This is a genomic window from Fictibacillus arsenicus, assembly GCF_001999465.1.
GTDB lineage: Bacteria > Bacillota > Bacilli > Bacillales > Fictibacillaceae > Fictibacillus > Fictibacillus arsenicus.
In genome coordinates this window covers 13179-33678 of sequence record NZ_MQMF01000009.1, presented here as the reverse complement: position 1 = coordinate 33678, position 20500 = coordinate 13179, and the positions used below count along the sequence as shown (strand labels likewise).

The window sequence follows — 20500 nt, the reverse complement described above, 5'->3', positions numbered from 1 at the left end:
AAAACGAAAGAATCAAAGGATTTCTGAAGCAATGAAAGTGGCTCCAGCAGCATTATTTAAAGGTGAAATTCCTTTTATGAGCCTTCAGCAAGATTTATGATCCTTCATCATTTTTTATTGTCCTTGAGCTAAATTTATGAGCATTCGCACATTTTCTACTTATCATTAATAAGGCTTTATCATTCTTCTAATCCCCTCTTTTTTGGCGAAAAGTTTTTATTAGGACTGATTTTTATTCAATAACCAACACAATCCCCATCACATTAACCAACTCCATCCACTACAATCAAATATCACTTACTCCACCGGAATTTATGCTACACTAGGAGATAAAAATAATGGGGAGGCAATATAAATGAAAGACGTTCATTTCGATACATCCACTGTACATGCAAGCGGTCATAACAATGTTAAGTCTGTAAGCAAGGTAAAGCCAATCTACCAGACTTCAGCCTTTTCTTTTACCGATCTAGATGATTTAGAAGATTTTTTTCGCGGTAAAAATGACTTTTTATATACAAGAATGAACAATCCGAACCAAGATGACTTTGCCCGTGGGGTAGCACAGCTCGAAAAAGCTCCAGCGGGTGTTGTCACGTCATCGGGAATTTCAGCTATACTAGTCGGCATCCTGTCCGTAGCACAGTCTGGCGATCATATTGTGGCTTGCGAGGACTTGTACGGGGGCACTTATCAGCTTCTTTCCGATGATTTGAAGAGTTTCGGCATCGAAACTTCATTTGTCTCTTTTAATAATCCAAATGAAATTGAAAAAAACATCAAACCTAATACAAAACTGCTCTACTCGGAATCCGTTACAAATCCGCTTTTAAGAGTAGAAGATCTCAAAGCGCTTGTTGAATTAGCTAAAAAACATAATATAACTACGATGATTGATAACACCTTTGCTACGCCTTTTGTTTTGCAGCCGTACACACAAGGCATTGACCTTGTCGTTCATAGTGCTACGAAATACTTAAATGGACATAGTGATGTAACGGCAGGTGTCGTTGTAGGAAGAGAGGATTTGATTGCAAAAGCGAAGTCTAAAATGGTTCATCTTGGCTGCAACCTGGGACCGTTTGATGCGTGGCTGGCATCTAGAGGATTAAAAACGTTAAGCGTACGTATGGAGCGTCATGTAGCCAATGCAAAGGCACTAGCAGACGAGTTAAAGGGGACGAAAGGTATTAAGAAAGTATACTACCCTGAGTTTGTCAGCGAAAAAGGGAACGGGGCTATCGTAACCATCGAACTTGATGACAGCAGTGATGTTCATACGTTTTTTAAATCCCTTGACTGGGTACACATCGTTCCGACATTAGCAGGGGTTGAAACAACGGTTTCCTATCCACTCGGAACCTCTCATCGATCATTGCCAGAAGAAATGTGCGAGACGCTTGGAATCAACAAAAATGTAATCAGAATCTCTGTCGGAATCGAAAATGCAGAGGATATTATTGAAGCCTTTAAAACGGCTGCTCAAAAAGCTTTAGGGCTTTAAACTGTAACATAAAAGAAATTGTTCCTCTTGTCGAATCGTGGTATGATACCTGAGTGAAAGCGCTTCATCAAACACAGCAAGGGAGGCATAAAAATGAAGCCGAAACAGGAATTACATCGCGGGCTCGAGGAACGGCATATTACGCTTATGTCACTTGGGGCTGCTATTGGAGTGGGCTTATTTTTAGGTTCCGCTTCAGCAATTGAGATGGCAGGACCGGCAATTTTATTTGCATATGCTCTAGGTGGAGCAGTAATGTTTATGATTATGAGGGCTCTTGGGGAGATGGCAATCCATCAGCCAGTAGCAGGTTCTTTTAGCCGATACGCAAGAAACTACATTGGACCATTAGCTGGTTACTTAACAGGTTGGAACTATTGGTTCTTGTGGATTGTAACTTGTATGGCTGAAATTACAGCGGTAGGAATCTATATGAAAATGTGGTATCCAGATGTACCGACGTGGATCTGGGCATTAGCTGCACTTGTTATTATGGCTAGCATCAACCTTCTTGCGATTAAAGCGTATGGTGAGTTTGAATTCTGGTTTGCTTTAATCAAAATTGTAGCAATCGTTTTAATGATTGTAAGTGGTTTAGGGATGATTATATTTGGTTTTGGTAACGGTGGAGTTGCAACCGGGATCAGCAACCTTTGGGAAAACGGCGGTTTTGCACCAAATGGCGTTAAAGGTATTCTCATGTCGATGCAAATGGTTATGTTCGCTTTCTTAGGTATTGAAATGATCGGTGTAACAGCAGGTGAAGTAAAAAATCCTGAAAAATCGATTGCCAAAGCTGTAAATACTGTATTTTGGCGTATTTTATTATTTTATGTCGGGGCATTGTTTGTTATTATGTCGATCTATCCTTGGGATCAAATTGGCACACAAGGAAGTCCGTTTGTATTAACGTTTGAAAAGATCGGAATTGGACAAGCTGCTGGAATCATTAATTTTGTTGTATTAACAGCTGCATTATCAAGCTGTAACAGCGGGATTTTCAGTACAGGACGTATGTTGTTCAATCTTGCTGAACAAAAACAAGCACCTGCAAAACTTCATAGTGTAGGTAAAACAGGAGTGCCGTCTACAGCTATTTTAGTTTCAGCGGCAGCACTGTTAATCGGGGTAGTACTCAACTACTTAGTTCCTGAAAAAGTTTTTGTCTGGGTAACGAGTATCTCGACGTTTGGTGCGATCTGGACGTGGTCCGTTATTCTTGTTTCACAATTGAAATTCCGTAAAGGATTAAGTGATAAAGAAAAAGCGGAATTGAAGTTTAAAATGCCGTTATATCCGTTTGGATCATTTTTAGCACTTGCGATATTAATATTTGTAGTAGGAATCATGGCTTACTTCCCAGATACAAGGATTGCGTTAATCGTTGGCCCACTCTGGCTGATTCTTTTAACAGCCATCTACTACGCTAAAGGTTTCCATAAGAGACCAGAAAACGCGAAAAAAGCAGCATAATCAAAGGGCGCTGGAAAAAATAAAATTCCAGTGCCCTAATATTTAATTAACACTTGCATCATACTAATAAACGTGTTATATTAATAAATGTCCGAAACAAGTTGTTGAACAAACAACCTTTTATAACGTCGCGGGGTGGAGCAATGAGCGTTACCTCACGAGTATGCTACGAATTGTTTCGACGCATACACATCTAAAAGAACTTGTAGAGGAAGAAACAGTCTTTAGACGCTTCGGTAGAGTAACATCATCCGTAAGCATTCATAACGTCGCGGGGTGGAGCAGTCTGGTAGCTCGTCGGGCTCATAACCCGAAGGTCGCAGGTTCAAATCCTGTCCCCGCAACCAATTTTATTTCATGAACAACGTCGAGATTCTTCTTGACTATGAAATATCTGGAGTACCCATAGGGTGCAACCAATTTTATTTCATGAACTACATCAATTACATACAAGCTGGACCCGTGGTGTAGTGGTTAACATGCCTGCCTGTCACGCAGGAGATCGCCGGTTCGACCCCGGTCGGGTCCGCCACTTTTAAACAACGAAACAAGGTTTCGTGTTTTTTTATGTCTAAAAGTAAGTTAAACTTAAAATATACTACTGATACCTTAGGAGTTCGATCTGATCCTAAGGCTTTTTTATAAACTGATTTAGCCAAAGAGGTGGTTTTCCGTGCTTCATGATGAATTTGAATGGATAAAAAGCATCACACCAGATTCTTCTTATCAAAAAGAGTTAGTAATGGGTATTGGTGATGACGCCGCACTTTGGTCAGTAAACAAAGAAATGGATCAAGTCGTCTGTGTTGATACGATGGTGGAAGGTGTCCATTTTACGAAAGATACTTTGTCACCTTATCAAGCTGGCTACAAGGCGCTTGCTGTAAACTTAAGTGATTTAGGCGCAATGGGTGCGATACCTCAATTTTATTTAGTATCTATCGCGATAGCTAAGGACTGGAACGCGGAAGAGCTCAGCGAAGTTTATAAAGGGATGGCCAATCTCGCATCAAAGTATAAAACAGACCTCATTGGCGGGGATACCGTTTCAACAAAAGGACCTCTTGTATTAACCGTTACCGTTATTGGAAAAGTAGAAAAAGGAAAGCGTCTGCTCCGAAAAAATGCAAAGCCAGGAGATTCTGTCTTTTTAACAGGAGTAACGGGTGAATCTGCAGCAGGTCTTAAACTGTTACTAGAAAAAACGAGACACCATCAATTTAGCAGTGATGAAAAGCAGTTGATCTTACAGCATCAAATGCCAGCTCCTCATATAGAACAGGGGAGAATTTTAACATCCAGCGGTTTTCGTATCTCTTTAAACGATGTGAGTGACGGTATAGCGAGCGAGCTCAATGAAATTGCTGAGGCCAGTCAAGTTGCCATACATATTGATGAAACTAAAATCCCTGTCAGTTCATTATTATCCAGATATCATAAGAACGAGCAGCTAGACTTTCAGCTGTATGGCGGAGAAGATTATGTACTGACTGGAACGGTTGCTCAAGATCAGTTCGAGCCATTAAGCAAACTGTTTCAACAGCATTCTCTAAAGATTTTTGAAATCGGGAAAGTTGGAGAAGCTGGTAATGGTGCAGTCTATTTGCATCGAAACGAGAACGGTTCACCAGAACAAATTACAAAACAAGGTTTTAATCATTTTCGGGAAAGGTAAGGGGAAGTCATGAGTGTTTATCATTTTAAAACAAAGTCAGCGGAAGAAACGATGGCTTTTGCTGAAAAACTAGGGTCAGTCCTTGATAAAGGAGACGTTCTTACACTTGCTGGAGATCTTGGCGCAGGTAAGACCACTTTTACTAAAGGACTTGCTAAAGGTCTAGGCATAACCCGTACCGTGAACTCCCCTACGTTTACCATCATTAAGGAATACAATGGCCGTTTGCCTCTTTATCATATGGACGTGTACAGACTGGAAGACTCTGATGAGGATCTAGGATTTGAAGAGTATTTTTTAGGCGAAGGGGTTTGTGTGGTAGAATGGGCGGTCTTTATAGAAGATTACCTGCCAAAAGAGAGACTGGAACTAGTCATCTCGCACATTGGCGAAGACGAACGAGAAATACAATTAACTCCGCTTGGGGAAAGATACGAAGAACGTGTTAAGGAGATTATGCAATGAAAGTACTGGCAATAGATACATCCAACCTCGTAATGGGGATTGCAGTATTGGATGAAGGAAAAGTGTTTGGTGAATATATTACAAACTTAAAGAAAAATCATTCGATACGCGTAATGCCTGCCATCGAGCAGCTCATGAAAGGAACGGGTGTGAAACCTGCTGAACTCGATCGTATCGTTGTTGCAAAAGGTCCTGGATCGTATACAGGTGTTCGGATTGGTGTCACAATCGCTAAAACGCTCGCATGGACGTTAAAAAAAGAACTTGTAGGTATTTCAAGCCTTGAAGTACTCGCACAAAGTGGAAAGTATTTTGATGGTTTCACAGTACCGTTATTTGATGCAAGGCGAACTCAGCTGTTTACAGGTCTTTATGGACATGCGGACTCAGGGGAATTTGAGAACCTATGGGAAGACCGCATCATTTTATTAAAAGACTGGCTTGAAAAACTGCAGACCACAGATAAGAAAATTTTATTTGTAGGAAACGATCTTCCTATCCATCAGGAAACAATATCTGAGGTTTTGGGGAGTCAGGCTGTATTTGGACATGTGTCTGATCATAATCCAAGACCAAGTGAGCTAGGACGAATCGGTATGCAGAGGGAGCCGGATGACATCCATTCGTTTACACCAAGTTATCTCCAGCTAGCCGAAGCAGAAGTAAACTGGCTGAAGTCACAGGGCAAGTAGGTGTTTCAGGTGGGAGAGGCATATACTTATAGACTTGCTAAAGTAAGTGATATTGATGATATTCTTGGCATCGAACAGTCTTCCTTCACTGTTCCTTGGTCGAGAGAAGCTTTTTACAGAGAGATCGTTGAAAATCAATTTGCATATTACCTTGTCATAGAAGACCATTTTCAGCCGATTGGCTATTGCGGCATCTGGCTTGTGATGGATGAGGCTCATGTAACAAATATTGCGATTCTTCCTTCATACAGAGGAAGAAAGCTAGGAGAACAGCTGATGAAAGAAGCGATGATTCTCGCAAAAAGATATGGTGCAGCAACGATGACGCTAGAAGCACGAGTCAGTAATCACGTTGCTCAGAACTTATATAAAAAGCTTGGATTCGAAGCAGGCGGAATTAGAAAAAACTATTACAGTGATAACGGTGAAGATGCGTTAGTAATGTGGGTGGAACTATGAAAAAAGATGAAATCATATTAGCAATCGAAACAAGCTGTGATGAGACAGCTGTAGCCATTGTAAAAAACGGTACAGAGCTATTGGCGAACATTGTGGCTTCACAGATTGAAAGCCATAAGCGGTTCGGTGGAGTTGTGCCTGAGGTGGCGTCGCGTCATCATGTGGAACAAATTACGATCGTTATTGATGAAGCGTTAAACAAAGCAGAGCTTGAGCCTGCTGACTTAACTGCGGTTGCTGTTACGGAAGGGCCGGGGTTAGTAGGCGCGCTCTTAATCGGTGTAAACGCAGCAAAAGCTTTTGCGTTCGCACACGGACTGCCGCTTGTACCTGTTCATCATATCGCGGGACACATCTATGCGAACCGTCTTGTAAAAGAGATGACGTTCCCGTTGTTGTCGCTGATCGTTTCAGGCGGACATACAGAGCTTGTTTTCATGGAGGAACACGGAACCTTCAAAGTAATCGGGGAAACTAGAGATGATGCAGCAGGTGAGGCGTATGATAAAGTCGCTCGTACATTGAACATGCCGTACCCAGGTGGTCCGCATATCGACAAGCTTGCCCAAGAGGGAGAACCGAACATTGACCTGCCTAGAGCTTGGCTTGAACCTGAATCACTGGATTTTAGTTTCAGCGGATTAAAATCAGCTGTCATTAACACGGTTCACAATGCAACTCAGCGCGGTGAAGTAATTAAGCCAGAAGACTTAGCAGCGAGCTTCCAGGCAAGCGTTGTGGATGTGCTTGTGGAAAAAACATTTCGAGCGGCTGAACAATATGAAGTAAAACAAGTTCTTCTAGCAGGTGGTGTAGCCGCAAACAAAGGGCTGCGTAAAGCATTGGAAGAACGCTTTAAAAATACTGGGTATGATTTAATCATCCCTCCTTTGCACTTATGCACAGATAATGCAGCTATGATTGCAGCAGCAGGAAGTGTAGCCTATCAAAAGGGTACACGGGCTGATATGGCACTCAACGGAGTTCCTGGACTGGATCTAGAAGCGCAATAATAAAGTAAAGCTCTTTTCCTTAGGGGAAAGAGCTTTTTTATCGACTAAAAAGGACTTCATTCGACATTCTATTTGTGGAAAAGTTATGCACATGTTTGTGGATAATGTGGACAACGTTTGAAAGAGTTCTACAATTAAGGGTTCGTGTTATACACAAATCACACGATGTATACACAATTTATTGTGGATAAAGTGGATAAGTGTAAAATACACTTGTAAAATCTATTTATATCCTGTGGATAACAAAGAAAGCTGACAACCTTAAATAGGGTTGTCAGCTTTTAGCTTAATCTGCAATTCTTCCCATTCTTCCATAAGAGTTTCCATCTCACTGTTTAATGCATCCAGCTGTGATTGGAATTCTTGAGTTTTCTCGTAATCCTGAAATACTTCTGGTTTGCAAAGTTCACCTTCTGCAAACGCAATTTTGCTCTCAAGTCCCTCAAGAAGCTCTTCAATTTCCTCGATTCGACGTAGCCGTTTACGGTCTTGCTTCTTGGCCTCTTTGTCGATTGAGTTTTTGGCGCTGTTTGACTGTGCAGCGGACGGCGCGCTTGTAACACTCTCAGCTTTTTGGCGTTCTGCAATTTCTTCCCGGGCTTTCATTTCGTTCTTTTTTTCTGTGTAATAATCATAATCCCCAAGATACTCTGTAAGACCATCTGGAGCCAGTTCAACAACCTTAGTTGCGATCCGGTTGATAAAATAACGGTCATGGGATACGAAAAGAATCGTTCCTGGATAATGAATCAATGCTTGTTCCAGTACTTCTTTGCTATCCAGGTCCAAGTGGTTCGTAGGCTCGTCCAATAAAAGCAGATTGCCTTTTTCCATCATGAGTTTGGCAAGAGCAAGCCGGGCTTTTTGGCCACCGCTTAACTCATTTACAAGCTTCATCACATCATCACCGCTGAAAAGGAATTGACCCAATATCGATCGAATTTCTTTTTCTGTTTTTTCAGGATAATCATCCCAAAGTTCATTCAAAAGTGTTTTTCGTGAATGAAGATCGGCTTGTTCCTGATCATAATGTGAAATTTTCAAACCGCTGCCATAACGTATATCGCCTGTTATGAGCGGCAGCTGTTTTCTGATCACTTTTAATAGTGTCGATTTACCGATACCGTTAGGACCAACGATCGCGATACTATCCTGACGAGTTACTGCCAGGTTTACATGATTAAAAAGTGGAGTTCCGTCTTCATAGCCAGTACTCACTTCCTCAAGCTTTAGCACATCGTTTCCACTTTGCCTTTCGATATCAAAAGAGAAGTAAGCCGATTTCTCAGATCCGGCAGGACGTTCCTTCAGCTCCATTTTTTCAAGCTGTTTACGGCGGCTTTGAGCACGTTTAGTTGTTGAAGCGCGCACAAGGTTGCGCTGGATAAAATCTTCAAGTTTAGCGACTTGATCTTGCTGTTTCTCGAACTCTTTCATTTCTTGAGCAAAACGTTCCGCTTTTTGCTCTAAATAACTCGAATAGTTTCCGGTAAAGCGGTAGGAACGTTTTCTCGATACTTCATAAACAGTTGTCACGATCTTATCGAGAAAATAGCGGTCATGAGAAACAATCAGAATACCGCCAGGGTAACCCTGCAAATATTGCTCCAGCCAAGTTAACGTTTTGATATCTAAGTGGTTGGTAGGCTCATCCAGAATAAGAAGATCCGGCTTTGTTAAAAGAAGCTTTGCAAGAGCAAGTCTTGTTTTCTGTCCGCCGCTCAGCGTATTGATTCTTGTGTCTCTGTCAAAATCGGCAAATTGGAAGCCATGAAGAACGGTGCGGATCTCAGCTTCATATTGGTAGCCGCCTTCATCCTTAAATTGGACCTGCAGCTCATCATAATCTTTTAAAAGACGCTCATACTCGGCAGCGTTTTCTAAAACGGCTGGATCGCCCATACGCGCTTCCATCTCACGCAGTTTCTTCTCTTTTTTTCGAAGAGGTTCAAAGACCGAGAGCATTTCATTCCATATGGATTCATCTGAATCAAGACCTGCATCCTGTGCAAGGTAGCCGGTTTTCACATCTTTTGGAATCATGACATGACCGGAGTCATAAGAATATTCCCCAGTAATTACACGAAGAAGAGTAGACTTTCCTGCACCGTTTCTGCCAACAAGCGCAATACGTTCTCCCGTTTGAACTTCTAACTTTATATTGGATAAAATGACGTCAGCACCAAAAGACTTAGTGACGTCCTGAACTTGTAATATAATCATTTCAATTCACCTCTATGAAAAAGGGTGATTATTTAATTTAGTGGCTTTATTCCAAAGAATTGCTGCTTGTGAACAAAGCATTGGTTACGCTTCATTGACAAGTTGGTTGGAGCGTAAGGTACGAGACTCCTGGGGGATTAGCGGGACAGGTGAGACTCCTAACGGCGCAAAGCGCAGAGGAGGCTCACCGCACGCCCCCCGGAAAGCGAGCACCTGAAGCGGAAATCAACTACTTCCACTAGCCTTTAAATAACAATCATAACCCTATCTATTAGTAGTTTAGCGCAGTTTGGGGATTCACGCCAACAAAGGGAATGTTCAACATTTTGCAATATTTACATGGAAGAATATAACGACAATAAAAGCGGTTTCGTGTATATTCAACTTGAGGAGGGGTTTTATGAAAGAGTTAACCCATTTTAACGAAGAAGGCCGTGCCAGAATGGTTGATATTTCAGAAAAAGAAACATCATACCGTACTGCTATCGCGGTCAGCGGGATAACCGTATCTGAAGAAGTCTTCCTTAAGATTAAAGATAACAAGTTCAAAAAAGGGGACGTTCTCGCAGTGGCTCAAATTGCTGGCATCATGGCTGCAAAAAAGACATCTGACTGGATTCCAATGTGCCACCCGCTCTCATTAACCGGAGTTGATCTTTCCTTTCAATGGGACAATGAAAGTGAAGAAGGATACAAATTAAACATACAAGCTGAAGTAAGAACAAAAGGAAGTACGGGAGTAGAAATGGAAGCACTCACTGCAGCATCTGCTGCAGCTTTAACCGTATATGATATGTGTAAAGCAGCCGATAAAGGAATGATCATCGGTCCTACATATCTCGTCTCAAAAACAGGCGGAAAGAATGGGGATTTTGTACGCTCATCAAGCCCTGACAAAGTATGATACAATAGGAAAAGATAAGCTTTCTGAATATGGAGGGCCAATACATGAACCAAGATCAGCTAAAAATACCGCATGCTACAGCGAAAAGGCTGCCATTGTATTACCGGTTTCTTAAAAATCTATCGTCCTCAGGAAAGCAAAGGGTATCCTCTGCTGAATTAAGTGAGGCTGTAAAAGTAGATTCTGCTACGATACGAAGAGATTTTTCTTATTTCGGAGCGTTAGGGAAAAAGGGTTATGGCTACAATGTTAACTACTTGCTCTCATTCTTCAGCAAAACCCTTAATCAGGATGAAACAACAACGGTTGGTTTGATTGGAGTAGGTAATTTAGGCACGGCTTTTTTACATTACAATTTTACAAAAAACAATAATACAAAAATAGAAGTCGCATTCGACGTAGACGAATCCAAAATCGGTACCGAGATTGCGGGCGTTCCTATCTACCATACGAACGATATTGAAAGTGAACTACAGAAACGGGGAATTGACGTTGCTATTCTTACTGTACCTGTTGGCGCAGCCCAGCCGATCGCAGATCAGCTGGAAAGAGCGGGAGTTAAAGGCATCTTGAACTTTACGCCAGCACGATTAACCGTATCTTCAGAAATTCGCGTACATCATATCGATTTAGCCGTAGAATTGCAGTCACTTGTTTATTTTATGAAAAATTACTCTTAAAGGAGGAAGTACAATGTTAGGACCAGGAAGTATTGCAGTTATTGGACTTGTAGCTTTAGTTATGTTTGGACCAAAGAAGCTGCCTGAATTAGGAAAAGCAGCAGGGAAGACGCTTCGCGAGTTCAAGCATGCAACAAAAGGCATTATGGACGACGATGATAATAACAAAAAAGAAAGCGAAGAACCGAAGAAGTAAGGATGTTTTTCTATGAACTCTGAAAAAAGTATGACGTTATACGACCACGTTGGTGAGTTAAGAAAACGCATCATGTGGGCACTAATAGCTTTCTTTGTTTTTCTTATCGTTGGATTTTTCTTAGCTAAGCATGTGATCGTGTATTTGCAAAGTGATCCAATCGCTAAAGATATTCAGATGAACGCATTTCATTTAACAGACCCATTGAATGTCTATATGACCTTCGCATTTTTTATCGGCTGTGTATTAGCAGCTCCTGTAGTTTTATATCAGCTCTGGGCGTTTATCAGCCCGGGCCTTTACGAAAATGAACGAAAAGTAACACTGATGTATATCCCAATTGCCTTTTTACTATTCTTAACGGGATTGGCATTCTCGTATTTTATTCTCTTTCCGTTTGTCGTAAGTTTTATGGGCAATGTTGCGACTGCGCTTAGTGTTGAAGGAGAATATGGGATCCAGGAATATTTCTCATTTTTATTTAACATCACATTGCCGTTTGGACTGCTGTTTCAGTTCCCGGTGCTGATCATGTTCCTGACAAGATTAGGAATTGTTACACCAGACTACTTAAAGAGAATTAGGAAAGTCGCTTACTTCGGGATTCTAGTTATAGCCGGATTCATAACTCCGCCAGAACTAATGTCTCATTTAATGGTTACTTTTCCGTTAATACTTCTTTATGAGATTAGCATAATCATATCCAGAACCGCATACAAAAAACGGATGAAAGCCGAAGTGGAAGCTCTTGTGAAAGAGAAAGAAGCTGAAGTTGAATCTGCATATAACGAATAAAAGAAAAGAGGGTTCCCGGATTGGGAGCCCTCTTTCTGGAGATTTTACAGTATGTGTTCTTATAATTATTACACGTTCACGCAGAAAATCTGTATTTTCACGCCAGGAAGTGTTAGTTTCACGCACAATCACCCCTGTTTCACGCCAACTAAGCTCCATTCCACGCCCAACAATAAAGCTTTCACGCGAATGATCCATTCATCCATAAACAAAAAGAAAAACTGCCCCAGGAAGGGCAGTTTTGCATCTATTTCTTTCGTTTTCTCTTCAAGTGATTATTCAACGCGAAATACCTGATAGCATTTGCGAAATCGAATGTTGCGACAACCATTGTGATGATTGTCCAGAAGCTTGTCATTCCGTACTCACTAGCATAATGAACCGCTAAGTACGTAAAGACGACTCCGATTCCTAAATATAAAAATGCCATAAACAAAGGTGATGTCTTCATAGCAGTCCTCCAAAAATCAATTGCGCTGTTTCTAGCTGTTTTTCCATTTCCTTGATCTTATCAGCAAGGAATATCTGGACAATTAATACGAGTGTATTCATTGCGACGTGTGCGGCGATCGGGACAATGAGTCTTTTCGTCCGAACGTACAGATATGCAAAGGTAAAGCCCATTGCTGTGTATATTAATAGATGTGTAAAGTCCGCATGAACAGCAGCAAAAATAAGAGAACTGATCAAAGCAGAAATAAAGAAATTAAATCGTTTATGAAGTGATCCGAAAATGATCTTTCGGAAAATTATCTCTTCTAATATCGGTCCGACAATGGCCGTTACAATCATAAAATATTGTACATCTTTTACAATTTCAACAAGCATCTCTGTGTTTTCAGAACCAGGCTGGATTCCAAATACTTTTATCTCAATAAGGCTGGCAATAATTTGAGCGGCATACGCCATAAAAATACCGATGATCGACCACATAACAGCAGAACCTTTTGAAACCCGTTCAGCATCGCGATGCCGGCTTTTCATCTCAGGAATAAGCATGTAAAGGATTATGAATAGAGCGGCTACAAAACTTATTGTGCCCCACATTCCGAACAATTGATTGTCGGGAACACCAAGTTCATTTAATAGAGGAATTCCGAGATATCCCGAGAATTGCATTAGTATGTATATAAAGATGATCCACCAGTATTTTTTCTTCAAATTAAGTTCTCCTTTAATTCCTCACCCGAATACTATTGCTTAGTACTACTCTATATATGCTAACCCATTTTAACATAGAATAGGCATGGCTCGCGAGGATATCGATTTTGAGAACTTTTTCATATTTCCTGCTTGCAAAGTTTTAAAGTTTTATTTATTATTAGAAATGGAGTTAGCACTCACCAACAAAGAGTGCTAATAAGAAAAATTTTTTTAACTATTTAAGGAGGGTGTTTCACTTGTTAAAGCCATTAGGTGACCGTATTATTATTGAGCTTGTAGAAGGTGAAGAAAAAACTGCAAGCGGCATTGTATTACCAGATTCAGCAAAAGAAAAGCCTCAAGAAGGAAAAGTTGTTGCTGTAGGTACGGGCCGTGTAACGGATAACGGCGAGCGTATCTCTTTAGAAGTTTCAGAAGGAAACACAATTATTTTCTCTAAATACGCTGGTACAGAAGTGAAGTACCAAGGCAAAGAATACTTGATTCTTCGTGAATCTGACGTTTTAGCGATCGTAGGCTAACCTCAGAGAATGGAAGCTTCAATGTTTTGAAGCTACATAAATAAAAGCAATGTAAGTCACTAACTTTTTAAAATAATGGGAGGGTTTTTTACATGGCTAAAGATATTAAATTTAGTGAAGACGCACGCCGCTCAATGCTTCGTGGTGTTGATGCATTAGCGAACGCTGTAAAAGTAACGCTTGGACCTAAAGGGCGCAACGTTGTACTTGAAAAGAAATTCGGTTCTCCTCTAATCACAAATGACGGTGTAACAATCGCAAAAGAAATCGAGCTTGAAGATGCATTCGAAAACATGGGTGCTAAGCTTGTAGCTGAAGTAGCAAGCAAAACGAACGACGTAGCAGGGGACGGAACTACAACTGCAACAGTTCTTGCTCAAGCGATGATCCGTGAAGGATTGAAGAACGTAACAAGCGGTGCAAACCCAATGGTACTTCGTAAAGGTATCGAAAAAGCGACAGCTGCTGCAGTAGCAGAGCTTAAAGCAATCTCTAAGCCGATCGAAGGAAAAGAATCAATCGCACAAGTTGCAGCGATCTCTGCAGCTGACGATGAAGTAGGTCAGTTGATTGCTGAAGCGATGGAGCGCGTTGGAAACGACGGAGTAATCACGATCGAAGAATCTAAAGGATTCACAACTGAGCTTGAAGTGGTTGAAGGTATGCAGTTCGACCGCGGATATGCATCTCCATACATGGTAACAAACTCTGACAAGATGGAAGCAGAGCTTGAGAACCCGTACATCCTTATCACAGATAAGAAGATTACGAACATTCAAGAAATCCTTCCAGTTCTTGAGCAAGTGGTACAACAAGGAAAGTCATTGTTGTTGATTGCTGAAGACGTTGAAGGTGAAGCACTTGCTACATTAGTAGTTAACAAACTTCGCGGAACATTCAATGCAGTAGCTGTAAAAGCTCCTGGATTCGGTGATCGCCGTAAAGCAATGCTAGAAGACATCGCAGTACTAACTGGCGGTGAAGTGATCACTGAAGAGCTAGGTCTTGACCTTAAGACTGCGAACATCACGCAGCTTGGTACAGCTTCTAAAGTTGTTGTAACAAAAGAAAACACAACAATCGTTGAAGGTGCTGGAGACTCTGCTAAGATCGCAGCTCGTGTTAACCAAATCAAAGCACAACTCGAAGAAACAACTTCTGAGTTCGATAAAGAAAAATTACAAGAGCGCCTAGCGAAATTAGCTGGCGGTGTAGCAGTAATCAAAGTTGGAGCAGCTACTGAAACTGAGTTAAAAGAGCGCAAACTTCGTATCGAAGACGCATTGAACTCTACGCGTGCGGCAGTTGAAGAGGGTATCGTATCCGGTGGTGGTACAGCTCTAGTTAACGTACTAAGTGCAATTTCAAAAGTAGAAGCAACTGGCGACGAATTGACAGGTATCAAGCTTGTACTTCGTGCGCTTGAAGAGCCAGTTCGTCAAATCGCACACAACGCAGGTCTTGAAGGATCTGTAGTGGTTGAGCGCTTGAAGAACGAAGAAATCGGAGTTGGATTTAACGCAGCAACTGGCGAGTGGGTAAACATGTTCGAATCCGGAATCGTTGACCCAACAAAAGTTACGCGTTCAGCTCTACAAAACGCAGCATCTGTTTCTGCAATGTTCCTAACAACAGAAGCAGTAATCGCTGATAAGCCAGAAGAAAACGCCGGCGGCGGAATGCCAGACATGGGCGGCATGGGCATGGGCGGAATGGGCGGCATGATGTAATCTGCCTCTAGGTAAGAGCGAAATGCTAACATTTTGCTAACCTAGAAAACTATAAAAAGAAGCTTCTCATAAGTGAACAAACTTGTGAGAAGCTTTTTTTGTATCTTTTGATATTTATTTCTCTACTTTTTCACCAAAAGCCTCTGGAATCATCGTAAACCCTTCAATAACCGTATCTTCTTCCACTTCAATCATAAGGTAACGTTTACCGCTAAGATGTACTTGCTTAACGTATCTTAAATCCTGTGGACTAATCGAAATGTTAGCTACTTTTGTATTGATTTTAATAGATTTCGAATTATACTTCGGTACAACGCTGCTCGCTTTAAACTCATATTTATTATCATCAATCACTTTTTGGAAGGCTGTTTCTACTTTTTCAGGACTCACATCATCAACACCGCTCGCCATTAATACTCGTTCAACGTCCTTTGAGTCTAATCTAGGATGTTCTTCTTCTTCATTTTCCTCAATCATTCGGTTAATCTCTTCATACACATTGGAGAGAGTGGATGTATTCAACTGATCTCCTGTAACGTCTTTGATGATTTCTTCAAAAACGATCTTATCGTCTTTTGCCGTCATGATATCTTCGCCATTTAAAACTTGCTCAATGAAATCATAATCAGGCTCATGTACTTTTCCTGCTGAATAGAGAATGTGGTTAACATCGGCTGCATTATCACTGAAACAAGGGAAAAGAAACCCACCGATTGGCGCATTCAGGTTGATGATAGGATCGACGACAAAATTGTACTTGAATTCTTTTTCAACATAATCAAAGAGAAGTTCTTTTTTCGGTTCTTGTGTATTATTTATGCTGCACAGAATAAAGGGAAAGGAGTAGACGGCATCTCGTTCACTTATCTCAGCCTCATCATTTTTGCGCTTTGTCGGCTTATAGTATTCTCCCTTAATGAAGGTGATCACAATATCCTTTTCGTATTGTCGGTTTAAAAGCATTTTGCCTACCATTTGGAGCATTCGCTCTTTCCAGTCTTCCACATCACTGCTCAGCATCCCTTGATGCAAAATAAGCTGGCTGTTATTATCGGCATTCTTTTGAAACTTTAATTCAAAGAGCTTTTCATCTAGATTTCCGCCTAGTAATTTCTTAAAGTTATTCAGAAACAGCTCCTGTTGCTCGGCATCCAGCATTTCGAAAGGCTGACTCACGTGATGATAAATATCACTCGATTCCTTAGTAATATAGACGTTAAAAATAGTGGAGATTTTAAGTAGATCATTATCTTTTTTAAATTGCTTTCGGATCTGTGCTATATCTTTTTTGTTCATGCTTACAAACACTCCTACATTGCTGCGATTTTAAAGGCAGAAATTCTCATCCTTTGAGGTATTCTTTATTTTAACATTTAGCCGAAGTGTAGATGGGGATATTCTGTAGAAAAAGACCTCCTCAAAAATGAGAAGGTCGATTTACATATTTAACAGCTCTTTTAATCTGACAACATCGGCTTCCTGTAGGGTATAGCCTGTATGAGTGTCCTCGATATTCATAATCATTCCACCACTGTAACCTTTTCTTAACCAAAGAAAATAGGTCTCTTTATTGCCATCTGAATCAATGAGACTAATTTCAAAATTATTTTTCGCCACATCTAATATGCCAAGTATCTTCTCAGCAGAATGTATAGCATCTCGATCGATCTTTATTTCTTTTTCTTCATAAAAGGTCTTGTTTACTTCACCGGTAATTTTAAGTTTTTCTTGAGTTTCCTGAGTGTTCTTTTTATTTTCAGCTCCAACTGCTTCTGAAGTTTTTTCTTGGTTACAACCTGAAAACAAGAGCGAACAAATAATTAAAGAAAGAATGATGAATCCTTTTTTCATTTTTACACCTCTAAAATTCAACTTATAAAGTAAGTCGCCATTCTTTACAAAAGGTTTCAGGGGATCGAAATGACGAAAAAACCCCGTCAAGTCAAGTCTTAGACTTAACGAGGTTTATTTTACTTATAAAATTCTCTTCTTAATTCGTGCCACAAGCGGTACTACCACTAGCCCGGCAAAAACAACTTGCAATACGTTCCCAGGAATTGATCCGAATGGTGCTATCCAGTTACCGTAAAGGACCACTTCAGCGAAGTAATAACCAACAATTTTGATGAGAAGAGCAGCAATAACTGCGATCGAGTATACAATGGCTCTTTTCCCCGGAACCTTTTCACCTATAAGACCAGCTACATATCCCATTGCACCAACGATGATAAAGGTAAACGGAGCCCAAATCGTCCAGCCGGAGATTAGATCAAACATACCCATTCCAAATGCACCTGCAATCGCACCGGTTCTTCTTCCAAAAACGAATGCAGCTATAAAAAGGGGCACGTTGCCTAGGTGAATTAGTCCGCCGTTGCCTGCTATTGGAAGCTTTAAGTTGATAAACATCGTAGCTACAAGAGTTAATGCTACGAAAAGTGCATTAATGACTAATGCTTGTGTTTTATTCGTTGCTCTTGATGATAGTGTAGTATTCACAAAAAAACCTCTTTCGTATTTATTATTATGTTTCGTATTTTCAGATTTTAAAGGGGAGAACCCTGTCTATTTATTATATCTTTCTCTTATGCCTAAGAAAATAGCTATTTTATGGATAAAGGAAAACGATATGAAAAGATCGTATCACATCACAAAGGCAGTTTACTAAATAATTAGATAAATTTTGGAACCAAAGCACAAAACAAGCTTTATTTCTTCGAATGCCTATTATAAGCGAATTATTGCTCCTTTAGGTTCGTATCGCTGGGCGATATAACTTATAATAGATGTAAATACGAAAAAAATGTGAAAAGGAGGTCCGATATGAGGCGTGATATACAACCGAATGAACGGGCATTTTCTTCAAAGGAAGTAGCAGAAGAAGTAGGGATTGCCACTCCAACTGTCCGAAAGTATGGGCAAATTTTGGAGCGGAACGGATATGAATTCTTGAAAGATGGCGACAGACGTATTTTTGTTCAATCAGATATTGAATCGCTTATAGCGTTGCGCGATACGGCTAAACCGTTAGACGATACAGCGAAGGACCTTGTTCAGCAACAAAAAGAAAGATTAAAAGAATCTAACGCGACAGACGTAGCGGTACCCGATATATACGAAAACTTACCACAAGATCCCAACCAAATAAAAGAAGTCTTAATGATGTTAGCCAATGAACTTGCAGCGGCACGTGAAATGAATGTTCAATTGACTAACGATATGTCGCAGCTTAAGATATCTGTTTCCCGTCTGCAGCAAGATCACCACGTTATAGGATCTGCTGTTGGAAATGCAGCACAGAAAACAAATGCAAAAATTGAAAAACTAACGGAACAGCAGAAAAATCATTACGAATCATTGCTGGAACAGGAGAAAGAAAAAAGTGAACTGCTGCAACAAGAACTACAAAAGATTCGTGAAGAACAAACAAGAGAGTGGCGTTTGCAAAATGACTTTAATAAACGTTTAGAAGAAGCGATACAAAAACCTAAAAGTAAAACAGGTGGTTTCTTTTCTTTTTTTAAAAAATAACACTTGTGTCGAGCCTCCCATTTCAGAAGAGACCGTATCGCAGGGCGATATAGGTTTACTTTTATCTATTTTGATACAGAACATAGTTCACAGTTCTATAAGTACATAAATATATATCGAACTCATACATAGAAAGAAAACATAAGTATCTTTAAAACAAATTCTACAATTTCCCGAGAAATATCTACAATTTCCGAGTTGCATTCGACAAAGATAATTTTCATAATAGAAGAGACAAGTAAGTGACATTTTATATACTTTCCTTATTTAGTTAGAGGTTTCCTAGAGTTATAAAACTCAATGGAAGCCTCTTTTTAATTGCTCATAAAAAGAATTTTTTTGGAAAACTTCCAAAGACCTTTATTTCTTTAGAGCTCAAATACATAGTTCTTTTTTCATGATTCTTCCTAAAACCGTTTTATTTAAAAATGATAGGGAAGAATTAATAAGCATGTCAAAAACTATTGACTAGGGAGGTTCCACATGTTTCGTCACCAAAAGGAATTGCAATTTGAAGTTAAGGTAGATCGTCCAGATCCTCAGCTTGCCCGGCAGATCCAAGAAGTTTTGGGTGGGCAGTTTGGAGAAATGACCGTAATGATGCAATATCTTTTCCAAGGATTTAACTGTCGTGGAGAAGAAAAGTACAAAGATATGCTTATGGATATTGGAACTGAGGAAATCGGGCATGTAGAAATGTTGTGTGCAATGATTAGCCAGCTTCTCGATGGAGCTTCTCCAGATGACCAAGCAAAAGCGGCGAAGGATCCCGCTACAGCAGCAATCATGGGTGGAATTAACCCGCAGCATTTGCTTGTTAGCGGTCTTGGCGGATTGCCGACTAATTCAAATGGTGTGCCTTGGAACGGAGCTTATATTGTAGCGAGCGGCAACTTGCTTGCAGACATGAGATCAAATTTGCATGCTGAAAGTCAGGGGCGTTTGCAAGTGGCTCGCTTGTATCATATGACGAGGGACGAAGGAGTACGTGCAGCTTTCAGAAAAATGTTAGCTCGTGACCGATATCACCAATATCAGTGGATGGCAGCCATTGAAGAGCTTGAACAGAAGAACGGCGTAGTAGTCCCAGCATCATTCCCGCCAGAAGCAGAATTAGAATCCCAGCCTGAAGCCTATAAGTTTTGGAATCTCTCTGAAGGTCAGGAGTCGGCAGAAGGATTGTGGGCAACTGGAAGTGCGCAAGACGGAACAGGCGATTTCGTTTATGAAGCAGATCCAGTTCCGCTAGGGAATGTTCCTAATCCAGAAATTCCAGCTCCAACGTTGCATCATGATTTGGATGGAAAGAAGTTTAAAAACTCAAATGAAGAATAAGAAAGATATTAGGTGCACTGCATTTGCAGTGCACTTTTTTTTATATGTATATTCCAATCTCGAATTTTCTCTTTTTTTGTAAAAAAAACAAGGAATATACATTCTCCAATGCGAAATTAATAGGAAGGAAAAAAATTATC

General features: G+C 40.5%; 20 protein-coding genes, 2 tRNA genes and 1 pseudogene. 17 read left to right on the top strand and 6 right to left on the bottom strand.

Going from position 1 to position 20500, the window contains the following annotated elements; genetic code table 11:
• Positions 1-355 precede the first annotated feature (355 nt).
• From UN64_RS19220 to tsaD, 9 genes and pseudogenes are all read left to right on the top strand, one after another.
• Entirely contained in the window at positions 356-1504 is a 1149-nt protein-coding gene (locus tag UN64_RS19220; protein WP_077365798.1) for a trans-sulfuration enzyme family protein, read from the top strand.
• 93 nt (positions 1505-1597) lie between these two features.
• Positions 1598-2977 carry an amino acid permease gene (locus tag UN64_RS19215; protein WP_077365796.1) on the top strand — a complete coding sequence of 460 codons (1380 nt, stop codon included), beginning with the start codon at positions 1598-1600 and terminating at the stop codon, positions 2975-2977.
• Between the two features lie 270 nt (positions 2978-3247).
• Positions 3248-3324 (top strand) — tRNA-Met (locus UN64_RS19210).
• Positions 3325-3433: 109 nt separating this feature from the next.
• Positions 3434-3509, top strand: a tRNA-Asp gene (locus UN64_RS19205).
• 141 nt (positions 3510-3650) lie between these two features.
• Positions 3651-4652 carry a thiamine-phosphate kinase gene (gene thiL / locus UN64_RS19200; RefSeq protein WP_077365794.1) on the top strand — a complete coding sequence of 334 codons (1002 nt, stop codon included), beginning with the start codon at positions 3651-3653 and terminating at the stop codon, positions 4650-4652.
• A 9-nt stretch (positions 4653-4661) separates the two neighbouring features.
• Positions 4662-5172, top strand: a pseudogene (tsaE, locus tag UN64_RS19195) (tRNA (adenosine(37)-N6)-threonylcarbamoyltransferase complex ATPase subunit type 1 TsaE).
• On the top strand, positions 5150-5809 hold the full coding sequence (tsaB, locus tag UN64_RS19190; protein WP_306460390.1) for a tRNA (adenosine(37)-N6)-threonylcarbamoyltransferase complex dimerization subunit type 1 TsaB: 660 nt from the start codon (positions 5150-5152) through the stop codon (positions 5807-5809). Before tsaE ends, tsaB begins: the two are co-directional and overlap by 23 nt.
• A gap of 9 nt (positions 5810-5818) precedes the next feature.
• Positions 5819-6268, top strand: coding sequence for a ribosomal protein S18-alanine N-acetyltransferase (rimI, locus tag UN64_RS19185; RefSeq protein ID WP_077365788.1), 450 nt, complete (start codon positions 5819-5821; stop codon positions 6266-6268).
• Complete coding sequence (gene tsaD, locus UN64_RS19180; protein ID WP_077365786.1) at positions 6265-7281, top strand: tRNA (adenosine(37)-N6)-threonylcarbamoyltransferase complex transferase subunit TsaD; 1017 nt, start codon at positions 6265-6267, stop codon at positions 7279-7281. The genes rimI and tsaD overlap by 4 nt, the downstream gene beginning before the upstream one ends.
• 261 nt (positions 7282-7542) lie before the next feature.
• Here the strand turns inward: tsaD and UN64_RS19175 are convergent, their stop codons facing one another.
• Positions 7543-9504 carry an ABC-F family ATP-binding cassette domain-containing protein gene (locus UN64_RS19175; RefSeq protein WP_077365784.1) on the bottom strand — a complete coding sequence of 654 codons (1962 nt, stop codon included), beginning with the start codon at positions 9502-9504 and terminating at the stop codon, positions 7543-7545.
• A gap of 400 nt (positions 9505-9904) precedes the next feature.
• Here UN64_RS19175 and moaC point away from each other — a divergent pair, with 400 nt between their 5' ends.
• From moaC to tatC, 4 genes are read left to right on the top strand one after another with little or no spacing between them, the layout of a single operon-like run.
• Entirely contained in the window at positions 9905-10408 is a 504-nt protein-coding gene (gene moaC / locus UN64_RS19170) for a cyclic pyranopterin monophosphate synthase MoaC (protein WP_077365782.1), read from the top strand.
• Positions 10409-10452: 44 nt separating this feature from the next.
• Positions 10453-11088, top strand: a complete 636-nt coding sequence (locus UN64_RS19165) for a redox-sensing transcriptional repressor Rex (protein ID WP_077365780.1) — start codon at positions 10453-10455, stop codon at positions 11086-11088.
• Positions 11089-11101: 13 nt separating this feature from the next.
• Positions 11102-11284, top strand: coding sequence for a twin-arginine translocase TatA/TatE family subunit (locus tag UN64_RS19160; RefSeq protein ID WP_066286279.1), 183 nt, complete (start codon positions 11102-11104; stop codon positions 11282-11284).
• 12 nt (positions 11285-11296) lie between these two features.
• On the top strand, positions 11297-12079 hold the full coding sequence (tatC, locus tag UN64_RS19155; RefSeq protein ID WP_077365778.1) for a twin-arginine translocase subunit TatC: 783 nt from the start codon (positions 11297-11299) through the stop codon (positions 12077-12079).
• A 247-nt stretch (positions 12080-12326) separates the two neighbouring features.
• Here the strand turns inward: tatC and UN64_RS19150 are convergent, their stop codons facing one another.
• Together UN64_RS19150 and UN64_RS19145 are read right to left on the bottom strand one after the other, a co-directional pair.
• Positions 12327-12530, bottom strand: coding sequence for a YdiK family protein (locus UN64_RS19150; protein ID WP_077365776.1), 204 nt, complete (start codon positions 12528-12530; stop codon positions 12327-12329).
• Positions 12527-13240 (bottom strand): CPBP family intramembrane glutamic endopeptidase, encoded by a 714-nt coding sequence (locus tag UN64_RS19145; protein WP_077365774.1) that lies wholly within the window; start codon positions 13238-13240, stop codon positions 12527-12529. The genes UN64_RS19150 and UN64_RS19145 overlap by 4 nt, the downstream gene beginning before the upstream one ends.
• Positions 13241-13479: 239 nt before the next feature.
• Between UN64_RS19145 and groES the strand changes: the two genes are divergently transcribed.
• Together groES and groL are read left to right on the top strand one after the other, a co-directional pair.
• The gene (gene groES, locus UN64_RS19140) at positions 13480-13764 is read left to right on the top strand and encodes a co-chaperone GroES (protein ID WP_066242572.1); all 285 of its coding nucleotides are present in this window, start codon (positions 13480-13482) and stop codon (positions 13762-13764) included.
• A gap of 92 nt (positions 13765-13856) precedes the next feature.
• The gene (gene groL, locus UN64_RS19135) at positions 13857-15494 is read left to right on the top strand and encodes a chaperonin GroEL (RefSeq protein WP_066286288.1); all 1638 of its coding nucleotides are present in this window, start codon (positions 13857-13859) and stop codon (positions 15492-15494) included.
• A gap of 114 nt (positions 15495-15608) precedes the next feature.
• Here the strand turns inward: groL and UN64_RS19130 are convergent, their stop codons facing one another.
• From UN64_RS19130 to UN64_RS19120, 3 genes are all read right to left on the bottom strand, one after another.
• The gene (locus UN64_RS19130) at positions 15609-16790 is read right to left on the bottom strand and encodes a DUF4317 domain-containing protein (RefSeq protein ID WP_077365772.1); all 1182 of its coding nucleotides are present in this window, start codon (positions 16788-16790) and stop codon (positions 15609-15611) included.
• Between the two features lie 141 nt (positions 16791-16931).
• Complete coding sequence (locus tag UN64_RS19125) at positions 16932-17345, bottom strand: YhfM domain-containing protein (protein ID WP_077365770.1); 414 nt, start codon at positions 17343-17345, stop codon at positions 16932-16934.
• Positions 17346-17468: 123 nt separating this feature from the next.
• Positions 17469-17993 (bottom strand): ECF transporter S component, encoded by a 525-nt coding sequence (locus tag UN64_RS19120; RefSeq protein WP_077365768.1) that lies wholly within the window; start codon positions 17991-17993, stop codon positions 17469-17471.
• A gap of 324 nt (positions 17994-18317) precedes the next feature.
• Here UN64_RS19120 and UN64_RS19115 point away from each other — a divergent pair, with 324 nt between their 5' ends.
• Positions 18318-19025, top strand: a complete 708-nt coding sequence (locus UN64_RS19115; RefSeq protein ID WP_077365766.1) for a hypothetical protein — start codon at positions 18318-18320, stop codon at positions 19023-19025.
• 483 nt (positions 19026-19508) lie between these two features.
• Positions 19509-20360 (top strand): manganese catalase, encoded by an 852-nt coding sequence (locus tag UN64_RS19110; protein WP_077365764.1) that lies wholly within the window; start codon positions 19509-19511, stop codon positions 20358-20360.
• Positions 20361-20500: the final 140 nt, after the last annotated feature.